This is a genomic window from Endozoicomonas sp. ALB032 (assembly GCF_049310125.1).
In the GTDB taxonomy this organism is placed as follows: domain Bacteria; phylum Pseudomonadota; class Gammaproteobacteria; order Pseudomonadales; family Endozoicomonadaceae; genus Endozoicomonas_A.
In genome coordinates, this window is sequence record NZ_JBLYNW010000001.1 from 4,449,623 (window position 1) to 4,469,665 (window position 20,043).

The following is a 20,043-nucleotide window of genomic DNA, read 5'->3' on the forward strand; positions in this document are numbered from 1 at the left end:
CTGAGTCGTACACGCTATCAAGTGTTTTTCCCTATCCGGCTAAACATGTACGATAGTCTATGTTAAATGATTTTTTGACCAGAGCAGAGGAAGCTTTGGAGGGAGTTCAATATGTTTATTAACCTTGTTTGAGTAATCTTGATCACGCTTTAATAAACGTCTATGTTTCAGCTATTTTTTTCTATACTCTTACCTGTTATTGGCCTAACGTCGGTTAACGGATGAAGATTAAGCAAGGTGTTGTTCTCGGTGAAGGGGGCAGATCACGAACAATAGAAAAAATAAACGCGGAAAATATCTATATACGAATGGCGCAAGGTAACCAATTGCGCATCATACCGGTCATCGTTGTTGGGGCGTTGTTAAAAGCGTTGGAAACAGGAAAAATTACGCTCCGGGACATTGATCGAACATATCGTAAAGAACATGATCTACCCCCTTTATTTGATCATCTTCATATTGATTTTGACAAGTATATTCTTGGTTATGACTCAACTATCAAGAGGATATGTGAGTACGAGTTGAGTGCGGTTGAACCTGCAGAAGTATCTGAAAACAATCGACTCAACCTCCCCAAACCCTTCCTCCTTCTGGCCGGAATCTCCGGCACCGGTAAATCCCGTTTTATCAGAAAGCAGGCAGAGTTCCATGATCCGGATGACCCTGAAGGGAACTTCTGTCTGATCCCGGTAAGGCCTGACTGGCATGAGCCTTCTGATCTGTTAGGTTATGTCTCCCGGGTTGATAAACCGAAATACATTGCCACCAAAGTGCTTGCGTTTATTATCCGTGCCTGGAAGTCGGTTGCGCCTGATGCCTCCGCAGCCGGAACCGGAACTCTGAATTCTGCTTCGCCTCCCTATTGGCTCTGTCTGGATGAGATGAATTTGGCACCGGTGGAGCAATATTTTGCGGATTACCTATCGGTATTGGAAACACGGGATTTCAACGAGGTCGGAGAGTATTGTTGTGAACCGTTGCTGGACTTGCAAGCACTGAATCAATCCGATGACCTGGAGCTTCAGGCGGATTTAGGGCTGATGGATGATCCGCTGTGGGGTTACTTTCAACAGCACGGCATCGGCATACCACCCAATCTGTTGGTGGCCGGTACCGTTAATATGGATGAAACCACTCATGGTTTTTCCCGCAAGGTGATTGACCGGGCACTGACTTTGGATTATGGCGAGTTTTATCCTAATGATTATGGTCAGTTCTTTGAGGGACAACCGGAGAATAGAGTATTTCACTGGTCAGTGTTGACCTCGGCCAGGCGGGAGCAGCTGACAGGTACCTTCGACACTGATGGAAAGCGTACGGTTGCCTTTCTTGAGCGGGTGAATCAGGTGCTTAAACGAACCCCTTTTGAGTTGGCCTATCGCGCCCTGAACGAGTTGTTGCTCTATGTGGCGTGTTTGCAACCCGGAGATGAGCAAGCGCTGCAAGCGGTTTGGGATGATTTCATGATGACCAAGGTACTGCCCCGCATTGATGGTGATGAGGATAAGCTGCGAGTGGTGATCGATGAGGATGCGGTTAACCTGTTGGATAAACTGACCGACGAGCTCAAAGGCTTACTGCCCGATATCTGGGATGGGCAGCGTCCGGACCTGTTCCGTGATGTGGAAAAAGGCATCCCGTGTCGCTCTCGAAAAAAACTGGAGTGGATGTTAGCGCGGCTTGAGAGTCATACCTTTACCAGTTATTGGCCCTGAGTGAGTAGAGATTATGCCGGAACTGGCCGTTATTGAAACCGGGCATTTTGATTGCGTCATTTGGTCAAAAGATATTCGTTCCAGTCAGCGGCGGCTGGAACGAACGCTGACGGAGCGTGGCAATGCCGTGCCGACTTCTGAGGTGCGGTTTTCTCCCCCGTTATTGTTAAAACATGCCACAGAGCCGGTGTTTGAATTATGTCTTGGTGAAGCGGTCTTCTTTGAAAACAAATATTACGAGATTGAGTTTCTGTTTCACCAGCCACCGGAAGCGGGTGATCCGCTGCCGACGGTGCAACATAAGCTAAAGGTTATTGAAGAGTCTTTTCGTTTCAGTCCCCTAGCTGCTCTTTACGGGGAAGTATCAATGCGGGCAACCATGTCGGTACTTTTCAGTTTAAACTGGCCTATTCCTATCAGGGACGGCTAATAGAACAGTCGATTGCTTTCGATATTTTGCCGGTGAAGATGGATATGCTGTCGGATTTCAGGGCAATGAACGAGGCTGTTGATGCTGCGTTTCCACTGTGGCGTTACTCATTGGCAGAAGGCACCAGTCATTCATTAAGCGCCGTTAAAAAGCCGCACTCCCAATTCTTGCTGTTGTGGTTTGCACGATTTGAATCCCTTCATAAGGAGTTGTTGGCCGGGCTGAAGCATGTGGTGAATGCGCCGCATAGTCGGTTGATGGAGTATAAGCACACCGTTCCGATGAGTCGGTTGAGGGGCAGGCTATCCAGACAGCAGGAAGAGCGGCTGGCGCTGGAAAAGGCCAATAAAAATTATGAGAAGTCTTTTACGCTGAGCAAAAAGCGACTCCACGTGGATACGCCGGAAAACCGTTTTATTAAAGCGGTGATTGGTCATGGCGTCACCAGGCTGACCCGGGTTCAACAGCTGGCGTGTCTGGCTCCGGAATCCGGTAAAGTGCGTTTTTCCGCCAGCTTTATGAAAGAGCTGGAAAGTTGGCAGAAGGCTTTGCGGCATTTTCAGAAACAGCCGTTTTTCAGGGACGTTGGAGAATACCGGGGGCTGAAGCGGGAGTCGTTGGTATTACAGCAAAAGCCTGGTTACTCGAAAGTTTATAAAATCTGGCAACAGCTTAAATGGTATCTTGAGCTTCTGGATGGGGCCGATCAACTCTCCTTGCGCAATGTGGCAGAGATGTATGAAGTCTGGTGTTTTCTGGAGATACGCAGGATTATTGTGGACCTGGGCTTTGAGGAGGTTCCTTGTGGGCGGATACCTCTGGTAGACAGTGGAATCCGTGTTTCGTTAAAGGATGGGATGGCCGGAGCTTTTCATTTCAGGCGGTCTGACGGGGTGAAAATCCGTTTGGCTCATGAACCGATATTCAGAAAGAAAGACGGTCAGATCAGAACCTGGTTGGTGACTCAAAAACCGGATATTTTGCTCGAGGCTACCTTTCCTGACGGGGCCGGGATTATCTGGTTATTTGATGCCAAGTATCGGATTGAGACGCCTGCGGATGATCAGGGAACCCCCTCAGGCTCCGACCGGGTGCCCGATGATGCCATCAATCAAATGCATCGTTATCGGGATGCCCTGATTCATCGTTGTAAGTTTGATGACAGAGGGTTTGTGAAAACCCGTCCGGTGTTTGGTGCCTATGTGTTGTATCCGGGCTATTTCAATCAGCTTTGTGAATGCAACCCATACAGTGTCGCGATTAATGAAGTGGGCATCGGTGCTTTTAGTCTGTTACCTCAGGTTGATAACAAGGGGAGTCATTGGCTATCTGTTTTTTTGCAACGAAAACTGGGTGTTCCTGAGACAAAATATCCGTATGCGACCAGTGAACGGTATTTTGTGGAGGACGCTGCACGAATTCCGGGTAAAGGTTATTCGATCGCCCATTATCAGGGGCTGACTATTCTGGCAAATCAGTTGGGACCTGACCGGAATCAGGAGTATATAAACCAGTTTAAAAACGGCGATGCCCGGTTTTATCACACAAAGCTCGTTGCCTTTGAGCGAGAGAAAATCCAGCAACATATCGCTACCGAAGCTCGTTACCTTGCAGTGGCTCTGGATGATGCTGATGGTGTTCAGCGACGGGTGAACTATATTTATCCGATCCTGAAAGCAGAGCGTGTGCAAAGGGGGAACCTCACGGAAGAACAGACGGGTACTCCGGTTGTTTCCAGCCCGGATGAGTGGTTCTGGCTATTTAGCCTGGGATCTGCCTTACGTTTGAAAATACCGTTGTGGCAAGAGCGTAAGGTGCATTTTGAGTTAAAACTGGTCTCCAGGGATGACCTGACAGCAGGTTATGGATGGGATGAGCTGCCTGAACTTTATTCATCGTTAGTGAAGAAGTAAGGGGTAGATGTTTGCTTCTGGCAGATCACAGAGACCTGCCCGTTAGATCGACTCGGCTAACGACAATTGTCGGTTAAGAAATATGAGTTGATGAAACCTACAGATGAGGGCGTTTAGTTACATTTTCATGCAGATGTTCCTGCCGATCTGAAAGCTTGAATGGATCTGGCTGTTTTAATGGCCTCTTGCGCGGAGCCCAATAGTCAAGGTTTCTTTGGCGCCACTACTCTCAGCTTTGAACCGGCTCATTAGATTCTTTATCAGCCGGATAATCCTTTTGCCAACCGCTAAACCTATGCCGGATGGTAAATACCCGATTTGTGCATTTTACACCATTGCGCCGGGCTCTATTTCGAGAAAAACGCTTCCAGCGTCGTTAGCCAAAAAACTACCGGGCTATCCTGTGCCTGTTTTTTTGCTAGCACAACTTGCGGTTCATAAAGGCTTCAAGGTTAGGGGGCTTGGAAAGATTGCTTTGATCAAAGCTCTTGAATACTTATACGACATTAATGCTCATATGGGGGCTTATGCTGTTATTGTTGACTGTTTGAATGATAATATTGCGGCCTTATATGAACAGTTTGGCTTTGAATCCTTAACGAAAGAAAGTGACCGGGAACGTATGTTCTTGTCCATGAAAACGGTGCAATTACTGTTTGATAAATGATGAAAAATAATTGCACTCGTTCTTGTTGGTTTTGACATAAGGCTTAACAAACTGGGATGAGATTAACTTGACAGTATGCTCATATGTCTTAAGTAACTGATCCTGGTAATGAGCACTGCCACAGGCTTTCACGATAATAATACATGGCTCAAGATTGGCTTAGTATTCCAGCAGATGTTTCCTGGACAACTTCTTTCTGATAACTTTGCGACCCTGTTCATCAACACCAAACGATGGTAGCTGTTCTTGCCAATATTGATACCCAGTACTGAAATAGTCATGGGTGGTTCGCTCGGACTAATCCAGTTTAAATGGTTAACTCCATTTTGGGCTCATTTAAAGCCGTTTGGGAGGGGGAGCATCCCATGTTCTGGGTTGATGGACGCTATTATGACGATCGATGATCTTCTGGAACTGGTGTCGGGGGAATAGCCCTGAGCAACTGTTGGAAAACACTGTTACGACGTTTCCTTGTTAAAGTGGACAAAGCTTCCGGGCTTATCCCCGCTACCTGACTCTCAGGCACGTGGCTTGGAATTGCGACAAATCAGAAAGCTTCCGGGGTTCTGTTACATACGGTGCAGGACTTACCTCCTCGTTTTGTTATTTTGAACAAAAGAATAAAAACATTGTCTAAAGGTATAGGTGGTTTATAAGGTAGTAATCAAAAATGAATCTTGACCTAAGCATATCAGCCAAAAGTACGGAAAGTATAACAAGAGAGCATTGTAATTCAGCTTCTAAACAAGAATTGTCTGGTAATTTTTCACATTATACTGTGAGAGGGGTTGCTGAGAAGCTTGCAAAGCGTTTTCCTATTTCGGAAATAACAAATCTTACTCCAGAAACAACTTTCTGGTTCACTAACGAGTATCCGGGTGGTATTAGAGGCAGTGAGCTTTCATTAGTCAGTACGATAACCGGGCTTCGTGAATTATGCCCCATAAGCGCAAGAAGAGTATCAATTGTCACGGGTGAGTCAGGCTTATTATCTTGTATTCCTGAGCTTTCATCTATATCAGAATTAATAATACAAGTTGACATTGATCCAGTACTTTTGAATTTTACTGGAGAGTTGCTAAAGAATTTAAGTAATTTAACTTCGGTTAATTTAAAAAAGTATTATGAGGTGGTTCATTTATCTTTGGATTTTTTAAAACGTAAAGGGATTCCCATTGAGATATACGAATCAAAAGTTCTGAAATCTGCTGAAATGTACAAAGAAGCAATGGGAGAGCTACACTGCTTTTCATCTCAAAGACGATTTGATGAATTTAAGTCAGCCTTGAAAAAAAATGCTATATAGGCTGTAGAAGCAAACTATTTTTCAGAAAAAGACATGGCCAGTTTATTTAAAATGCTGGTGGGAGAAGGACTTGAAGTGTCTTATTTCAATATTTCCAATGCCTATGAATACTTGTTTGATTTCTATGACATGAGCCCTTATGTTGGATTGGTTAAGGGGCTGGAAAGTACCGCTTACATGAGAGCTATGCCTCTCGCTGAAGATGCAGTTTGTGCTTATTCTTCCCTTCTTTCAACTCACCACCACACTGGTACCAGCAGGAAAGATTTATTTTTTGACCGATTGCATAAAATAAATAAATCAAGGGCTTTATGTAAGATAAATCTGTTTTCCGGTACGAATGGATCTGATGCAGATAATATCACTTCTGCCTGTGTAGCATTAGCCAAAATTGATTGTATGAAGGTAAAAACAGCTATGTGTTTTTTAAGGCTGCTTTTGGCGAATATTACTAAAGAGGAATCTATCGCCTTGTCTTTCAAGGTGGCAGAAATAGATCAAATTCTAACAGAAAATAAAATGTATGACTCTGAGTCCGGAGATAAATTTATGGAAGTAATCAGAGCTTCGACAAAAAAATAAAAGTCATAGGCTTATGTTTTCGTCTCTATCACTCAACGTATCTTGAGTTGCTGTATTAGAAATTTTCTTTTCGTCTTTGCTTTAGTGGTGTTGCCGGTAGTTGAACTTTGACAAGGTATGCCATTGGTGCTTAATCCAGTTTATCGGAATCAAAGAACAACTGTCTTTAAACGTAGAAGTGAGTACTTGCGCCTGATAATGTTTGTTACATACCTTACTTGCCGAACTTTAAAACGGTAGAGCATTGCGTGAACATGAAGGCAAAGAGTGCCCCCATCCCTGAATTGATGAACGCCAGATCTGGCAATAAAGTAAATGTTTCCACCCGCTGAGACATAGATTCCGTATTTTACCTCGCTGTAATCTTCCGTTTGAAAATAAATAAAATGATAGGAATTCATTTCCAGTCGAATACTGGAAAGCTGATTGTGACTGTGCTGGCGACCAATGGTAATTTGAGCGATCGAGAATCCTCGCCCAGAGTGAAGCGACGAGCGGGGAGTGTCAGATATTTGAATATGTTAAGCATGATCCAGCTGGGTAGGTGGCCAGCCGAAGGATTGAGAAAGTTGCGCGTTCTCAGCCCTGACGGTTTTGTTTCTGACTATCACTGTTTGACCCATATTAACTGGTCAGTATCAAATCCGAGCTTAGCGGATTGTTGGATAAACCGTTCTTTTAACTTCTGGCTCACTTCAGGGGTTCGGGACAAAAGCCATAGATAATGCTTGTTATAACCGCTGACAAAAGCGTACTGGTAGTCCTTTTGGTCCAGTTCGAAGATGACATAAGAGCCATAAAAGGGGCCAAAGAAAGAGACTTTTAAATAGCCTTCATCACTGTGTCGAACGAAATTTGCCGTGCCTGTTGCCTGACGGTATTCATCGTCTTTTTCGGAGTAGCCAGAGTTGATCACTTTGACAGAACCATCGCTTTGTAAGGTGTAATCAGCAGTGACCTGACTCAGTCCTCGCTCAAAGGAATGATCCAGTCGGGCAATTTCAAACCACTTGCCCATATATTTTTCGATGTCAAAAGGTTTTACTGGCTTTAGGTGTTCGGGAATTCCTGTGCAGCCCGAAAGTATTGCGAACATAGCCAGGCAGGCAATGAGTTTCACAAGTAGTCATCCTCTTTTTATTCATGGTAATGATATGGGGATTTTAGGGGATTGGAAGCAATTAAACATCTATTGTCGTGAAGATGGGGTTTCCCCTCTGTCCAGAAAGATTATTGATCTTTACGCCCTGGGCACCATCGCCATCGAATTGATGATTATGGTACTGATGGATTTATGCCAGAATTCGTTGGCTTTCGATCGAGACAATAATAACCACCCTGTATTAGCAGAACAGACCTTATCTTTCGCCTATCCTGAAGAATCTGGTCAATACGCATTAACGCTCTGATTCCTGACGAAAAGGTAAAATATCATGAAAAGATACTGGTACAGCCTATGGGCTATTCCACAGCTGGTTTTTGCCATTGGCTTTGAGTTCCCACCTTATCCTAACTACGACACAATGCCCCCGCCACATGTATTTGGACATGCGATTACTCCTTGCGCCATTCCAGCAGGGACCTACAGGCTTGATGCTAAATATCTGGCCAAATTGCATAACATAGGCATTAACAAACTCCTCCTGAAACTGCATGTGAATCCTGGCGGTCTTATGATTTTGACCCTGCAACTGGTTCCTGATGGCAGAGAAGAGTATTTTTTGGTTAATCCCTATGGCAACTCAGCGGATTTGGCCAACCTGTGCAATGGTAACCATTTCAGTTTTTGGTTTCAGAACATCAATCTTCATGGGAAGACGCTAAGTGGGGAGATTAATGGTGAATTCATAGGAAAGGGTTCTAAGAGTTATCTGACAGTGCGAGGTGTTGTGGAGAGGTATGATCCTTCATGGCAATCAAAGGTGACTATAAAGCTTTCTAACCATCGAATGACGCTTGCATATCCTTACGTAGAATAAGGGTGGAGCCATGGATGGCTATCAATAACGATGATGTGAGACTTATGTTTGGGCATGCAGCTGCAGCCCTGAATTTTATCGGGTCCATCAATGGGGAGCTTGCTGGAAGGAAGGCTATATGGATTTGCACCCAGCACAAACTGCACTTCAGCGGAAGTGCAGCTCGGGAAGTATCGATCAGCTATCGTTCATATACTGGCTTGGATCAATGTAGATACCCAGCGAGCGTTTGTCGATACGCTTTTCATTGCTCTGTTCTTTATAGCGGAAGACGATGGTATCGCCCACATTAACATCCAAGGTCTTGTCGGCTGAGAGGTACTTATACTCATCATCGGATATGGTCAGTGTATGAATGTAATAATCGGGCATACCCAGCCAGTCACTGTGAGGGCCTTCGGTGCTGATGTTCTCAAGCACACCGCGACCTTCCAGCTTTGGCTTGCGCTTTTGGAAGCTTCTTTGCATGGCAGTATTTGGATTACCGAGAAGTCAAAAAAAGTTTTCGAAACGTGAGTGCTTTAACTCATGGCGATAACTATAGGAAGACAGCGATCTCCTGTCCATAGTAATAGAATAAAAATGTCGCATTTTAAGTGAAATTTACCCTTTTATAACCCTGGACTGGAATACTGGCCATAGGGAAACTTGGGCAAAGAAGGGTCTATGACTTTTTGCATATTGTACGTTTGCGTCGCTGGCGCCAGTTGTGAACGACATTCCAGCGCCAGTATAGCCTGATCAGCAGGTAGCCAAGAAAACCCAGAATTACACCGGTAACTAATGAACCCAGATACAGAGGTTTCCAGATTCTGGCCAATTCAACACCCACGCTATGTGCCGAGAGCTCAAAAGAGGTTTCGCTGATGGGGACATCCAGAATATAGCATCCCACCTTATAGGTGAAATAAAATATGGCTGGCATAGTGACCGGATTGGTGATCCAGACCAGAGCCACCGAGAGGGGCAGGTTGCAGCGGAATACAACGGCCATGGCAGCAGCCACAACCATTTGGAAAGGGATGGGGATAAAAGCACAAAACACACCCACAAAAAAAGCACTGGCTGCAGAGCGTCGATTCAGGTGCCAGAGGTTGGCGTCATGGATAGTACTGCCCAGAAACCGAAGATGTCGGTTGTTCTTAATGGTTCCCGGATCCGGCAGATAGCGTTTTATCAGTTTCCTCGCCATGTCCCTTAACTGTACTCTTTCTTTGATCTGAGACTGATTTCCAGTCTTCAGTGTGGAAATACCGTTCCATAAGCAGCGAATCAAGTTTAGTGATTCTCACCTTAAAAGTCGGTCGTCTCCGGTTGTTTTGATCAGGCAATCTTGTGAGTGTTTATCACTCAGCCTGTCATTGCCTTGCAGAATTGGTTGGTTAAAAGCCATCTAACCAGCACACCTTTCAGCATAATCCAATCTTGATGACTATGCTGAGAGCCTGATCCAAGCGTTAAACTCATCATGGGTCTGACCCTTGTCTTCTCTGCAAAAAGCGCGACATTATGCACTGATTAAATGAAACACACTATCAATCTTCCCACAGGGTACTGTAGCTATTTATCGGGAATAGTGCTGACGGTTCTTTTTCCGACAATACCAGGCGATATGTCTATCAGGGTTATCGGCGTCCTGGGCGTGCTGTTGATTATAACGGGGCTGCTGTCTGTCATCATGGAGGCTGGAGCCGCCCAAACCGCAGATTCAGTGCCATTAAGCAGAGTGTCGAGATTCCGGAGATTTTATAAAGTTTATCGAAGCCTTCGGAGCATTTTGCCCGGTGCTAGTTATTTCCCGAATGATTTTTCGGTGCCTGTTCTCCTTTATGTCGGGTTGGGGTTAATAGGAATCTTTACAGGATTTTTACATGCTGATGGGCTTAAGAAGAGCTGGATCAACACGGAGCAAGAAAGTAGAGCGATGATAGTAACAGGATTTATCTCTGATATTCCTGCTTATCACCCGCATCTTACCCGCTTTGATTTTAATGTGAAAACGCTGGAGGGAGAGACTGCCGGGTATCTTAAAAAGATTCGACTCAGCTGGTACCGGGCACCTGAAGTTCAGGCTGGAGAGTTATGGACATTACAGGTTCGGATCAAGCACCCTCACGGCAATCGAAGTCCCGGGGCTTTCGACAGAGAGGCCTGGGCAGCCAGAGAGAATATTCAGGCTACGGGGTATGTCAAAACAGGCGAGAAAATAGCGACTTCAGATAGCATGGTTTTCTTCAGAAGTCGCCTTAGAAGTGCTGTGCGACACTGGCTCTATCAACATTGCAGCGAGCATTCTGCTGGCTTGTTATCGGCGCTGTTAATTGGTGACAAGTCAGGAATCTCTCAGCAGCAATGGCAGTGGTTGAATCAGACGGGTACCACTCATTTAATGGTGATCTCGGGTCTGCACATAGGTCTTATGGCAGCAGCAGGTTACTGGTTAATGATGATGCTGGCACGAACAGGCGTTGTTCCTCTGAGGAAGATTACCTTACCCCGGTACGCCGCTGGAGCAGGGCTCCTGTTTGCCCTGATGTATGCCTTTATGGCAGGTTTTACGGTACCGGTTCAGAGAGCACTGGTGATGACCGGTCTGGCATTATCAGGCCCTTTACTGGGTATTAAAGCCAGACCCCTGACGTTGTTCCTGTTGGCGCTTTGTGTCGTATTGTCTATCGAACCTCTGGCTATAACCAGTGCCGGATTCTGGTATTCCTTTTCGGCGGTGGGTATTTTGCTTTTCGGTTGTTGTGGACGGCTTTGCATGAAAGCTGATGACGATGTCAGTATGGGAGGCAGGTCGAAGCTCTGGCTGAAACCTCAATGGCTGGTTTTCCTGATGCTGGCTCCCATGTTGTTATTCAATGAGCAGTCAGTATCTCTGTTTTCACCGCTGATTAATCTCGTTGCGATTCCTGTTATGGGACTGCTGGTCGTGCCAGCAGCTTTTCTTGCTTTGGCCCTTCAGCCTGTTTTCACTTCGGTCTCTAACGGGATTCTTCATTTTCTGGATGGTGCTTTCAGGTTATGGGATATGGGATTAGCCGCCGTGTCATCATTACCAGTCTTTATGCCCGAGGTCAGCATAGGACTGATACAAGTTGTCCTGATGGCAGCAGCTGTATTGATTCTGGCTTCACCCAGAGGGCTTGGGTTAAGAGTGCTTTTCCCCTTTTTTCTTCTGCCTCTGTTTTTCCCCATCAAGGATTATCCTGAAACAGGTGAAGTGAAAGTAGCCGTACTGGATGTGGGGCAGGGTGTTGCAGTGGTCTTGCAAACTCGTCGAAAGACACTGCTGTATGATACCGGAGTGGCTTCCAGAGGTCGTTTCAACTCGGTGGATGGCATCATTGTTCCTTACCTTAATCGCTTTGGTATTGACCGGGTGAACCGTGTCATGATTTCCCATGGTGACAATGATCATTCCGGTGGGCTTGACGTGATTCATCAGCGATATCCTGAAGCAGAGATTATTTCAGGCTCTGCGGTTGCCGGGTTTGAAGGGGCAATGAGTCCCTGTCTGCCCGGAATGAAATGGCAATGGGATGGAGTGGCGTTCGAGGTATTGTCAGGCAGTCGGTTATCGGTGACTGATAATGAGCGATCCTGTGTTTTGAAAGTGACAGCAGGCACTGAAAAGTTGCTCCTGACCGGCGATATTGGCAAAAAAACCGAGTCTTATTTAATCAGTCAGGTTGAAAACCTTGAGGCAGATTATCTTCTGCTTCCCCATCATGGCAGCCGCTTTTCAGGCTCAAAGGCGTTTCTATCTCAGGTCAACCCATCACAGGTATTGGTGTCATCGGGTTATCGAAATCCATTTGGACACCCGGCGGCAGAGACCCTGAGCCGGGTTGAACAACTGGGAGCGACTCTCTTCAACACGGCCAGTTCAGGAACCCTCAGCTTTGTTATGGGGAAGGAGCCTGAGACCGTGAAGAAATACAAAAGTGAAAGTGCCAGATACTGGTGGCGCTGAGGAGGGGGTCTCCAATGTTTGCACTCGTGTTGTTGGCAATATTAGGGTTGATACGCAGGTGTGCGTGGTTTTAAACCGATGCTCTGTGATAAAGTCTTTCCATTAAACAGGCTTCTGGAAGGGAATGAGCTGTGTTCGAGTTGGTGAAATCCGGTGGTTGGCTGATGTTGCCAATCCTGCTTAGTTCTGTCATTGCCATGGCGATTATTTTTGAACGTCTCTGGACACTCAGACCGTCGCGTATTGCGCCCAGAAATACCTTGTCTCAGGTCTGGAAGTGGATAAAGAATAATGATCTGGACAACAAGAAAGTCAGTGGCTTGAGGGGTGGGTCTCCGTTGGGTGAAATCCTTGCTGCAGGCATCAGTAATGCCCGCTATGGCCGCGATATCATGAAAGAAAGTATTGAGGAGCAGGCTGGCAGGGTTATCCATGAGCTGGAGCGTTATCTCAATACTTTGGGAACGGTGGCTGCCATTGCCCCTTTACTGGGCCTGCTGGGCACGGTTATTGGCATGATTGATGTGTTTACAGTGATCATGCTGGAAGGTACAGGTAATGCCGGTGTGCTGGCCGGGGGGATCTCCAAAGCCCTGATCACCACTGCAGCCGGTCTGACCGTTGCGATTCCCAGTCTGATCTTTCACCGTTATTTTACCCGTCGTGTGGATGAGCTGGTGGTGACCATGGAGCAGGAAGCCACCAAGCTGGTGGAAGTGCTTCAGGGAGAGCGTAAGCTGAAAGACCGCGAGGGCAAGTGATGAAATTTCGTCGCCAGTCCCGGGAAGAAGTCTCGCTGAACCTGACACCGCTGATTGATGTGGTCTTTCTGTTGCTGATCTTCTTTATGGTCTCGACGACCTTCACCAAAGAGACCCAGCTGGCCATTGATTTACCGGAAGCCAGTGGCGAGCAGAGCGCGTCTGTTGAGAAAACTCAGGTGGAAATTACCATCAGCCGTGAAGGTCATTATGCGGTGAATGGCCAGTCTCTTTTGAACAATGGTTTGGAGACATTGAAAAACGCTCTGGCAAAAGTCAGTGAGGGAGACTCCAATCTGCCTCTTACTATTACGGCAGACGCCAAGACACCTTATCAGTCAGTAGTCACCGCCATGGATGCTGCCGGTCAGCTCGGTTTTGCCAACCTCAGTATGACAACGCGCAAACCAGTAGAATCGGAACAGTAAGGGTAAATGAGCCTGAAAGGCCTGTTACCTCTGGTACAAACGCAGTCACGAAAGACTGCGTTGGCATTTTTTTCTTACGAGAGCAACTGACCCCTCATGGAAAGCAAGGAATCTCGTCGTTGGCAGGCAGTATTCAGTGACTCGGTTCTCAAGTCATGGTATGGCTGTGGGTGCTGGACCCGACTGTTGCTTCCATTGTCCTTTTTATACGCTCGAATAGCCCAAAACCGCAGGTTAAAACTAGAGCGCTCCGAGCGCTGGCAGTCGCCTGTTCCTGTTGTTATCGTTGGCAACATTACGGTAGGGGGCACCGGTAAAACGCCTTTTGTGGCCAGTCTGGTGGCAAAATTAATCCAGCAGGGATTCAAGCCCGGGATTGCCAGTCGAGGCTTTGGGGCCGGAAAGGGTATTCATTTACCCGCAGAAGTATTGCCTGACTCTGATCCTGCTCTGGTCGGGGATGAGCCTGTGATGTTGGCTCAGCAGTTGAATATTCCGGTTATGATCGACCCGGATCGGGTTTCAGCAGCGAAGGCGTTGATTGAACAGAAAAATTGTAATCTGATCATCGCTGATGATGGCCTTCAGCACTATAATCTTGATCGCCATGTTGAATTGGTGGTGATTGATGGCCAGAGAATGCTGGGTAATGGTCTTATTCTGCCTGCCGGACCTCTCAGGGAACCCCCTGGCAGACTCCGGGAAGTAGATCAGGTGCTGATCAATGGCGAGCCCTCCGGAACGCTGGATTGTCACTCTGAGCATTTTTCCCTTGAGCCAGGTGTGCTTAAGCCTGTCAATGGGCAAAAAGCAGATCTGCCTCCTGCCTCCGGAAAAATACATGCAGTGGCAGGCATAGGTAATCCTGAGCGCTTTTTCAGAACGCTGGAAAAGCTCGGGTATGAGGTGATTCCCCATCCTTTTCCCGATCATTATGGGTTCAGGAAAGAAGATTTTCAGTTTCGGGACAATCTGCCCGTTATCATGACGGCCAAGGATGCAGTAAAATGTTCTGCTTTCGCAGAATCCCGTTTCTGGTTTCTGCCGGTCCAGGCACAGGTGCCTGAGCCGGTTTTTGAACGAATTCTGACACTGATTGAAACTCGAGGGCCGCAGAGCCGGCCTGATAAGGATACCCATGGACAAGAAGCTGTTTGAGATTCTGGCCTGTCCCCACTGCAAGGGCAATCTGAAATACGACAAATCAGCGGCTGAGCTGATTTGTCGTCCCTGCGGCATGGCCTATCCCATTCGTGATGGTATTCCTGTTATGCTGGAAAACGAAGCCCGCACCCTGACTGCTGATGAGCGGCTTGAAGGTGGTGAGGCGACTTCTTCCCAAGAGGATACGTCAGCCTGATGAGTGCTTCCAATGCTGCGTTTACTGTTGTTATTCCTGCCCGATTCAGCTCCAGTCGTCTGCCCGGCAAGCCGCTGATTGATATCTGTGGTAAGCCCATGATTCAGCACGTCTATGAGCGGGCCTGTGAGAGCCACGCCACTCGCGTCATTATCGCGACGGATGATGAGCGTATTGTCAAAGTGGCTGAAAGTTTCGATGCCGAGGCCTGCATGACGCTCTCCGGCCATCCTTCCGGAACCGATCGTCTTCAGGAGGTTACCCGCCTTTATGAGATGGGTGACAATGAGGTGATTGTTAACGTGCAGGGGGATGAGCCACTGATTCCGGCAAAAGTCATTAATCAGGTGGCTAATAATCTCATCCAGGCTGACTCGGCCGGTGCTGCGACCCTTTCGGAGCCTGTGCGAAATCGGGAAGATCTGTTTAATCCCAATGTAGTCAAGGTAGTAACTGATCATGAAGGGTTTGCTCTCTACTTCAGTCGTGCTCCTGTGCCATGGGCCAGAGATGACTTTGCTGACAGTGCTAAAGTTCTGCCTAAGGTGGATATTTTCAGACGCCATATCGGTATCTATGCCTATCGTGTCAACCTGCTGAATCAATACGTACAGTGGCAACAGAGTCCGGTTGAGTCCGTTGAGTCGCTTGAGCAGTTGCGACTGCTCTGGAATGGTCATCGTGTTCATGTGGCTGACGCCATGGAGACACCTCCCCACGGGGTTGATACGGAAGATGATCTTGAAGTGATCAGGGGGCTCATGGAGAACAGGCTGGCAGATATTTCCTGATTGGCAGCCAAGCAAGGGTAAAAGAATGATTCGGGTACTTTTTGTCTGTCTGGGTAATATTTGTCGTTCTCCCACCGCTCACGGTGTGTTTGTTCATTTAGTGGAGCAGGCCGGTTTATCTGGTCAGATCGGGGTGGATTCAGCCGGTACCAGTAGCTGGCACAAGGGAGCAGAGCCCGATGGCCGGTCAATAGCAGAAGCTTCACGTCTGGGCTATGATCTGTCGTTTATTCGTTCACGGCAGGTCTTGACCTCCGATTTTCAAGAGTTTGACTATGTGTTGGCCATGGATGAGAGTAATCTCCGGGATTTGCTGGATATCTGCCCGCCTGAGTACCGCCATAAAGTACAACTTTTTCTGTCTTTCAGTGATGTTTCGGAACGTGAAGTGCCTGATCCCTATTATGGTGGGGCGCAGGGTTTTACCGAGGTGCTGTCTCTGGTTGAGAAGGGCGGGGCGTCACTGTTGGAGCACATCAAACATCATGATCGGAGTGAATTGCGGTAGTTCATGAGAATTCTTGAAAATTATTCCCTCCAGACCCTGAACACCTTTGGTTTCAGGGTCAATGCCCGTTATTTCGTTGATGCCGTTTCGGTTGAGAATCTCCGCGAGGCCATTGCTTTTGCAAACACAAAGAATCTACCCCTCGTTCCCCTGGGTGGTGGTAGCAATCTGGTGTTAAGTGGTAATCAGGAGGCTCTGTTTGTCCATATCAATATTCCTGGCAAAAAGGTGATCTCCCGTGAAGATGAATGTGTCACCGTGACAGCGGGAGCGGGTGAGAATTGGCATGAGTTTGTCCGCTGGACTCTGTCTGAACAGGCGTTCGGGTTTGAGAACCTCTCCCTGATTCCGGGGAGTGTTGGAGCAGCACCGATTCAGAACATTGGGGCCTATGGCGTTGAAATCAAAGATTACTTTCGCAGTTTGGAAGCACTGGATATCCAGTCCGGAGAACTGAAAAGCTTTTCTCTTGAGGATTGCCGGTTTGGCTATCGTGACTCAATCTTCAAGCAATCAGCTCGAGACCGCTTTATAATCACGTCTGTTTCGTTTGCTCTTGATGCCAGATGGTCGCCCAAACTCTCTTATGGTGATTTACAGCAGGAAGTAGAGCGGCGCTCAGACGGAAACCCTGATGCTCTTGTGATCAGTGAGGCTGTCTCTGATATTCGCAGGGAAAAATTGCCTGACCCTCTGAAACTGGGTAATGCCGGTAGCTTCTTTAAGAATCCTGTAGTGAATGAAGCACTTTTGAAGAAGATACAGGCAGATTACCCTGATATCGTCGCTTATCCCTTTGAAGGCCGCTGGAAGCTGGCCGCTGGCTGGCTGATCGACAGGGCGGGTCTGAAAGGTTTTCGTCAGGGATCGGTAGGCACTTATCACAAGCAGGCTCTGGTACTGGTCAATCATGGTGGAGCAGAGCCCGATGATTTGCTGGGGCTGGCCAAGCATATTCAGTCTGTGGTTCGTAATAAATTTGGCGTCGAGCTGGAGATGGAGCCAAGAGTCTATTAATTTCTTGAGCTTTTCCAATCACGAGTGCCAGTTTTCTGGCATTCTCCTTCCCTTCTGATGATAAAGAAAAACTCCCTTTTTCAGGCTGTCTACTCTTAAGAAAGTGCGAGATGTTTTCTGTTCGATGAAAGCCTTTTATGCAGTGAGGCTTGTACTGTAAATGGAGCTTTCATGCGTGTTTTTCTATCGTTAGTATTGCCGTACCTCTTTGTTAACCTATCTGCTACAACCGTGTCCGCCGAGGACTGGTTATCAGTTCCTTCAGTATCTTCAGATCCCGAAATCCAAATCAAGAGTGAAGGGTATTCACAAGCTGCTTCCAGTGAGCAGTTGATCAGCTGGATGTCGACAGCACCCCTGCATGGTATTGAATTTCCACAGAGTCAGTGGTTGCAGCTGGCGATTGATCCCTCCGAGCAGAATGTTCGAAAAGTCGCTTACGAATTCGCGGCTTATCTGGATACCGGGCGACTGGACAGAAGGGTTTATCAGCCGGGGTGGAGAATTGCAGACACAGCTACTTTGCCTGTATTGCAGGAGCATATGGACTCTAACTCGCTTGATATGATTGAGCCCAGGCTGCCGCAATATGAGTTGTTGATGAGAGCGCTACAACGGTTTTATACCTATCTGGAGACGGCTGCTGATCACTTTCCGTCCAGTATGGTGCTGCAAGAAGGGGATCGGCATCCTTCCATTTTGATTCTGAACCAATGGTTATTTGATCTGGATCTGGCTGATCGTCTGCCGACAGGGTATTACAGTCGATCCCACATGTCAGTGGTCAAGACATTACAGAAGCAGTATCGAATTCGTGCAGACGGATATGTAGGTGAGCGCACTCGTCAGGCTCTGATTGCATTAACCCTTCAGAGAATCAAAGTCCTGAAGGTGAATATGGAGCGAATGAGGTGGATGCCCAGATCCTTGCCTTATCCTCATGTGCTGGTGGATATTGCCGGTTTTAATGTGGCCTGGGTGACGAGTCAAAGAAAGCAGAGGCTTTATCGCGCCATTGTTGGCAAGCCTTCTCGCCAGACTCCGATTTTTCAGGAAAGTATAGAGAGTATTACAGTGAATCCATACTGGCGGGTACCTAGCTCTATTTCCTCGACTTCGATATTGAGGAGGGCTCAGAAAGATCCTGCATTCCTGAAACGTGAGGGTTTTTCTGTGTATGAAAGTTGGAAGTCAACTGCAAGAGAGCTGGATCCTGACACGATTAACTGGAAAAAATACAATCGCAGAGTCTTTCCCTATCGTCTGGAGCAGAAGCCGGGGAAGGTGAATCCACTGGGCAAATATAAGCTCGACTCTCCCAATGCCTACAGTATTTACCTGCATGATACTGACAAGCCGGATCTTTTTAAGGAATCTGTCAGAGCCTTCAGTTCCGGTTGCACCCGGGTTGAAAATATTGAACATTTAATTGGCAATATTCTTAAAAGCCAGGGAATGGAAAATGAAGCAAGGACTTTGCAAGCCACTTCGGAGACGGGCAAGTTAAAACTCAGAAAGCCTGTTCCACTCTATTTTGTTTACTTCACTGCCTGGCCAGACAGTCATGGTCGTGTCCGCTTCAGGCAGGATATCTACAATCTGGATGATGCATTGCTGTCCGGACTGTAATTGCAACCACTGGAGACGTTCGAATTTTCTTCGCCACGAGCATTTGAAGTTGGTATCCTGAAGGGATTGATTGGAATATCTCCATGGATTGACACTCTGCTGCGCAGGGTGTTTTAGCTGACAAGAGTTTTCGGATGACTGCCAAGACAGCTGCTGTATCTTCTATACCTCAGACCCATCGTCAGGAATTGATTGTTGATTTGATTCGTCAGCATGGCTTTATGACGACCGATGAATTGGTGCAACACTTTAAAGTGGCTGCCCAAACGATTCGCAGAGATTTGAATGAGCTGGACAAAAAGAACCTGATCTCAAGGCATCACGGTGGTGCAGGTATGCCGTCCAGTAGTACAGTCAACACGGCTTATTCAGAGCGCAAGATGAGCCTGAGTGAAGAAAAGGCTTGTATTGCTGCCGAGCTGGTAAAAAGAATCCCCGATGGTGCATCACTGTTTATCAATATCGGTACTTCAACTGAAGCTGTGGCCAGGGCATTGTTGAATCACAAGGCGTTAAGAGTTGTTACCAATAACCTTCATGTGGCGTCAATTTTGCTACAGCGCGAAGACTTTACCGTTGTCATTGCAGGGGGGGAAGTCCGTAATCGTGATGGCGGTATTGTCGGTCAGGCAACCCGGGATTTTATTGAGCAATTCAGAGTGGATTATGCCGTCATGGGCATCAGTGGCATCGATATGGACGGTGCCCTGATGGACTTCGATTACCATGAAGTCAGGGTCGCTCAGGCCATGATTGGTAATGCCAAACACTGTTTCCTTGCAGCGGATCACAGTAAATATGGTCGCAGTGCTATGGTCAGGCTGGGTCATCTTGAGCAGATTGATGTCCTGTTCACGGATGTTGAGCCACCTGAGCCGCTTAAAGAGGTTATGGCAAATTGCGCGATAGAGATGGTAATTTGCGAATAACGGATCACTGTCGCTCATAAAAAGTGCTTTTACTCAAAAAAAGGTTAAT

Annotated in this window: 21 protein-coding genes; 18 read left to right on the forward strand and 3 right to left on the reverse strand. The window is 47.1% G+C overall.

Annotation, left to right across the window (positions count from 1 at the left end; all coding sequences use genetic code 11):
- Positions 1-221 precede the first annotated feature (221 nt).
- The 6 genes from ACO6VG_RS16560 to ACO6VG_RS16585 all read left to right on the forward strand — a co-directional run bounded on the left by ACO6VG_RS16560 (position 222) and on the right by ACO6VG_RS16585 (position 6,613).
- Entirely contained in the window at positions 222-1,715 is a 1,494-nt protein-coding gene (locus ACO6VG_RS16560; protein WP_422474768.1) for an McrB family protein, read from the forward strand.
- A 13-nt stretch (positions 1,716-1,728) separates the two neighbouring features.
- Positions 1,729-2,145: a hypothetical protein gene (locus ACO6VG_RS16565; RefSeq protein ID WP_422474770.1), complete on the forward strand. Its 417-nt coding sequence runs from the start codon at positions 1,729-1,731 to the stop codon at positions 2,143-2,145.
- Positions 2,118-4,058 carry a DUF2357 domain-containing protein gene (locus tag ACO6VG_RS16570; protein WP_422476299.1) on the forward strand — a complete coding sequence of 647 codons (1,941 nt, stop codon included), beginning with the start codon at positions 2,118-2,120 and terminating at the stop codon, positions 4,056-4,058. The genes ACO6VG_RS16565 and ACO6VG_RS16570 overlap by 28 nt, the downstream gene beginning before the upstream one ends.
- A gap of 277 nt (positions 4,059-4,335) precedes the next feature.
- Positions 4,336-4,725 carry a GNAT family N-acetyltransferase gene (locus ACO6VG_RS16575; RefSeq protein ID WP_422474772.1) on the forward strand — a complete coding sequence of 130 codons (390 nt, stop codon included), beginning with the start codon at positions 4,336-4,338 and terminating at the stop codon, positions 4,723-4,725.
- A gap of 670 nt (positions 4,726-5,395) precedes the next feature.
- Positions 5,396-6,031: a hypothetical protein gene (locus tag ACO6VG_RS16580; protein ID WP_422474774.1), complete on the forward strand. Its 636-nt coding sequence runs from the start codon at positions 5,396-5,398 to the stop codon at positions 6,029-6,031.
- Between the two features lie 33 nt (positions 6,032-6,064).
- On the forward strand, positions 6,065-6,613 hold the full coding sequence (locus tag ACO6VG_RS16585; RefSeq protein WP_422474776.1) for a hypothetical protein: 549 nt from the start codon (positions 6,065-6,067) through the stop codon (positions 6,611-6,613).
- 607 nt (positions 6,614-7,220) lie between these two features.
- Here the strand turns inward: ACO6VG_RS16585 and ACO6VG_RS16590 are convergent.
- Complete coding sequence (locus ACO6VG_RS16590) at positions 7,221-7,709, reverse strand: lipocalin family protein (RefSeq protein ID WP_422476301.1); 489 nt, start codon at positions 7,707-7,709, stop codon at positions 7,221-7,223.
- Here ACO6VG_RS16590 and ACO6VG_RS16595 point away from each other — a divergent pair.
- The gene (locus tag ACO6VG_RS16595; RefSeq protein ID WP_422476332.1) at positions 7,684-8,022 is read left to right on the forward strand and encodes a hypothetical protein; all 339 of its coding nucleotides are present in this window, start codon (positions 7,684-7,686) and stop codon (positions 8,020-8,022) included. The genes ACO6VG_RS16590 and ACO6VG_RS16595 overlap by 26 nt on opposite strands.
- A 24-nt stretch (positions 8,023-8,046) precedes the next feature.
- A complete protein-coding gene (locus ACO6VG_RS16600) occupies positions 8,047-8,592 on the forward strand; it encodes a hypothetical protein (protein ID WP_422474778.1) in 546 nt (181 codons plus the stop codon).
- A 177-nt stretch (positions 8,593-8,769) separates the two neighbouring features.
- On the opposite strand, the gene ACO6VG_RS16605 is transcribed toward ACO6VG_RS16600, so the two are convergent.
- Positions 8,770-9,060, reverse strand: a complete 291-nt coding sequence (locus ACO6VG_RS16605) for a hypothetical protein (protein ID WP_422133327.1) — start codon at positions 9,058-9,060, stop codon at positions 8,770-8,772.
- A 196-nt stretch (positions 9,061-9,256) separates the two neighbouring features.
- Positions 9,257-9,784, reverse strand: coding sequence for a DUF2062 domain-containing protein (locus ACO6VG_RS16610; protein ID WP_422133328.1), 528 nt, complete (start codon positions 9,782-9,784; stop codon positions 9,257-9,259).
- Positions 9,785-10,270: 486 nt separating this feature from the next.
- Between ACO6VG_RS16610 and ACO6VG_RS16615 the strand changes: the two genes are divergently transcribed.
- From ACO6VG_RS16615 to ACO6VG_RS16660, 10 genes are all read left to right on the forward strand, one after another.
- Positions 10,271-12,571, forward strand: a complete 2,301-nt coding sequence (locus ACO6VG_RS16615) for a DNA internalization-related competence protein ComEC/Rec2 (RefSeq protein WP_422476303.1) — start codon at positions 10,271-10,273, stop codon at positions 12,569-12,571.
- A 131-nt stretch (positions 12,572-12,702) separates the two neighbouring features.
- Complete coding sequence (locus ACO6VG_RS16620; RefSeq protein ID WP_422133329.1) at positions 12,703-13,332, forward strand: MotA/TolQ/ExbB proton channel family protein; 630 nt, start codon at positions 12,703-12,705, stop codon at positions 13,330-13,332.
- Positions 13,332-13,760 carry an ExbD/TolR family protein gene (locus ACO6VG_RS16625; RefSeq protein ID WP_422133330.1) on the forward strand — a complete coding sequence of 143 codons (429 nt, stop codon included), beginning with the start codon at positions 13,332-13,334 and terminating at the stop codon, positions 13,758-13,760. The genes ACO6VG_RS16620 and ACO6VG_RS16625 overlap by 1 nt, the downstream gene beginning before the upstream one ends.
- Positions 13,761-13,856: 96 nt before the next feature.
- Positions 13,857-14,918, forward strand: coding sequence for a tetraacyldisaccharide 4'-kinase (gene lpxK, locus ACO6VG_RS16630; RefSeq protein WP_422133331.1), 1,062 nt, complete (start codon positions 13,857-13,859; stop codon positions 14,916-14,918).
- Positions 14,899-15,120 carry a Trm112 family protein gene (locus ACO6VG_RS16635; RefSeq protein WP_422133332.1) on the forward strand — a complete coding sequence of 74 codons (222 nt, stop codon included), beginning with the start codon at positions 14,899-14,901 and terminating at the stop codon, positions 15,118-15,120. The genes lpxK and ACO6VG_RS16635 overlap by 20 nt, the downstream gene beginning before the upstream one ends.
- Complete coding sequence (kdsB, locus tag ACO6VG_RS16640; RefSeq protein WP_422133333.1) at positions 15,120-15,911, forward strand: 3-deoxy-manno-octulosonate cytidylyltransferase; 792 nt, start codon at positions 15,120-15,122, stop codon at positions 15,909-15,911. The genes ACO6VG_RS16635 and kdsB overlap by 1 nt, the downstream gene beginning before the upstream one ends.
- 25 nt (positions 15,912-15,936) lie before the next feature.
- A complete protein-coding gene (locus tag ACO6VG_RS16645; protein WP_422133334.1) occupies positions 15,937-16,419 on the forward strand; it encodes a low molecular weight protein-tyrosine-phosphatase in 483 nt (160 codons plus the stop codon).
- Between the two features lie 3 nt (positions 16,420-16,422).
- A complete protein-coding gene (murB, locus tag ACO6VG_RS16650) occupies positions 16,423-17,436 on the forward strand; it encodes a UDP-N-acetylmuramate dehydrogenase (RefSeq protein ID WP_422137718.1) in 1,014 nt (337 codons plus the stop codon).
- 171 nt (positions 17,437-17,607) lie between these two features.
- Entirely contained in the window at positions 17,608-19,065 is a 1,458-nt protein-coding gene (locus tag ACO6VG_RS16655; protein WP_422133336.1) for a L,D-transpeptidase family protein, read from the forward strand.
- 164 nt (positions 19,066-19,229) lie between these two features.
- Positions 19,230-19,994, forward strand: a complete 765-nt coding sequence (locus ACO6VG_RS16660; protein ID WP_422137096.1) for a DeoR/GlpR family transcriptional regulator — start codon at positions 19,230-19,232, stop codon at positions 19,992-19,994.
- Positions 19,995-20,043 lie beyond the last annotated feature (49 nt).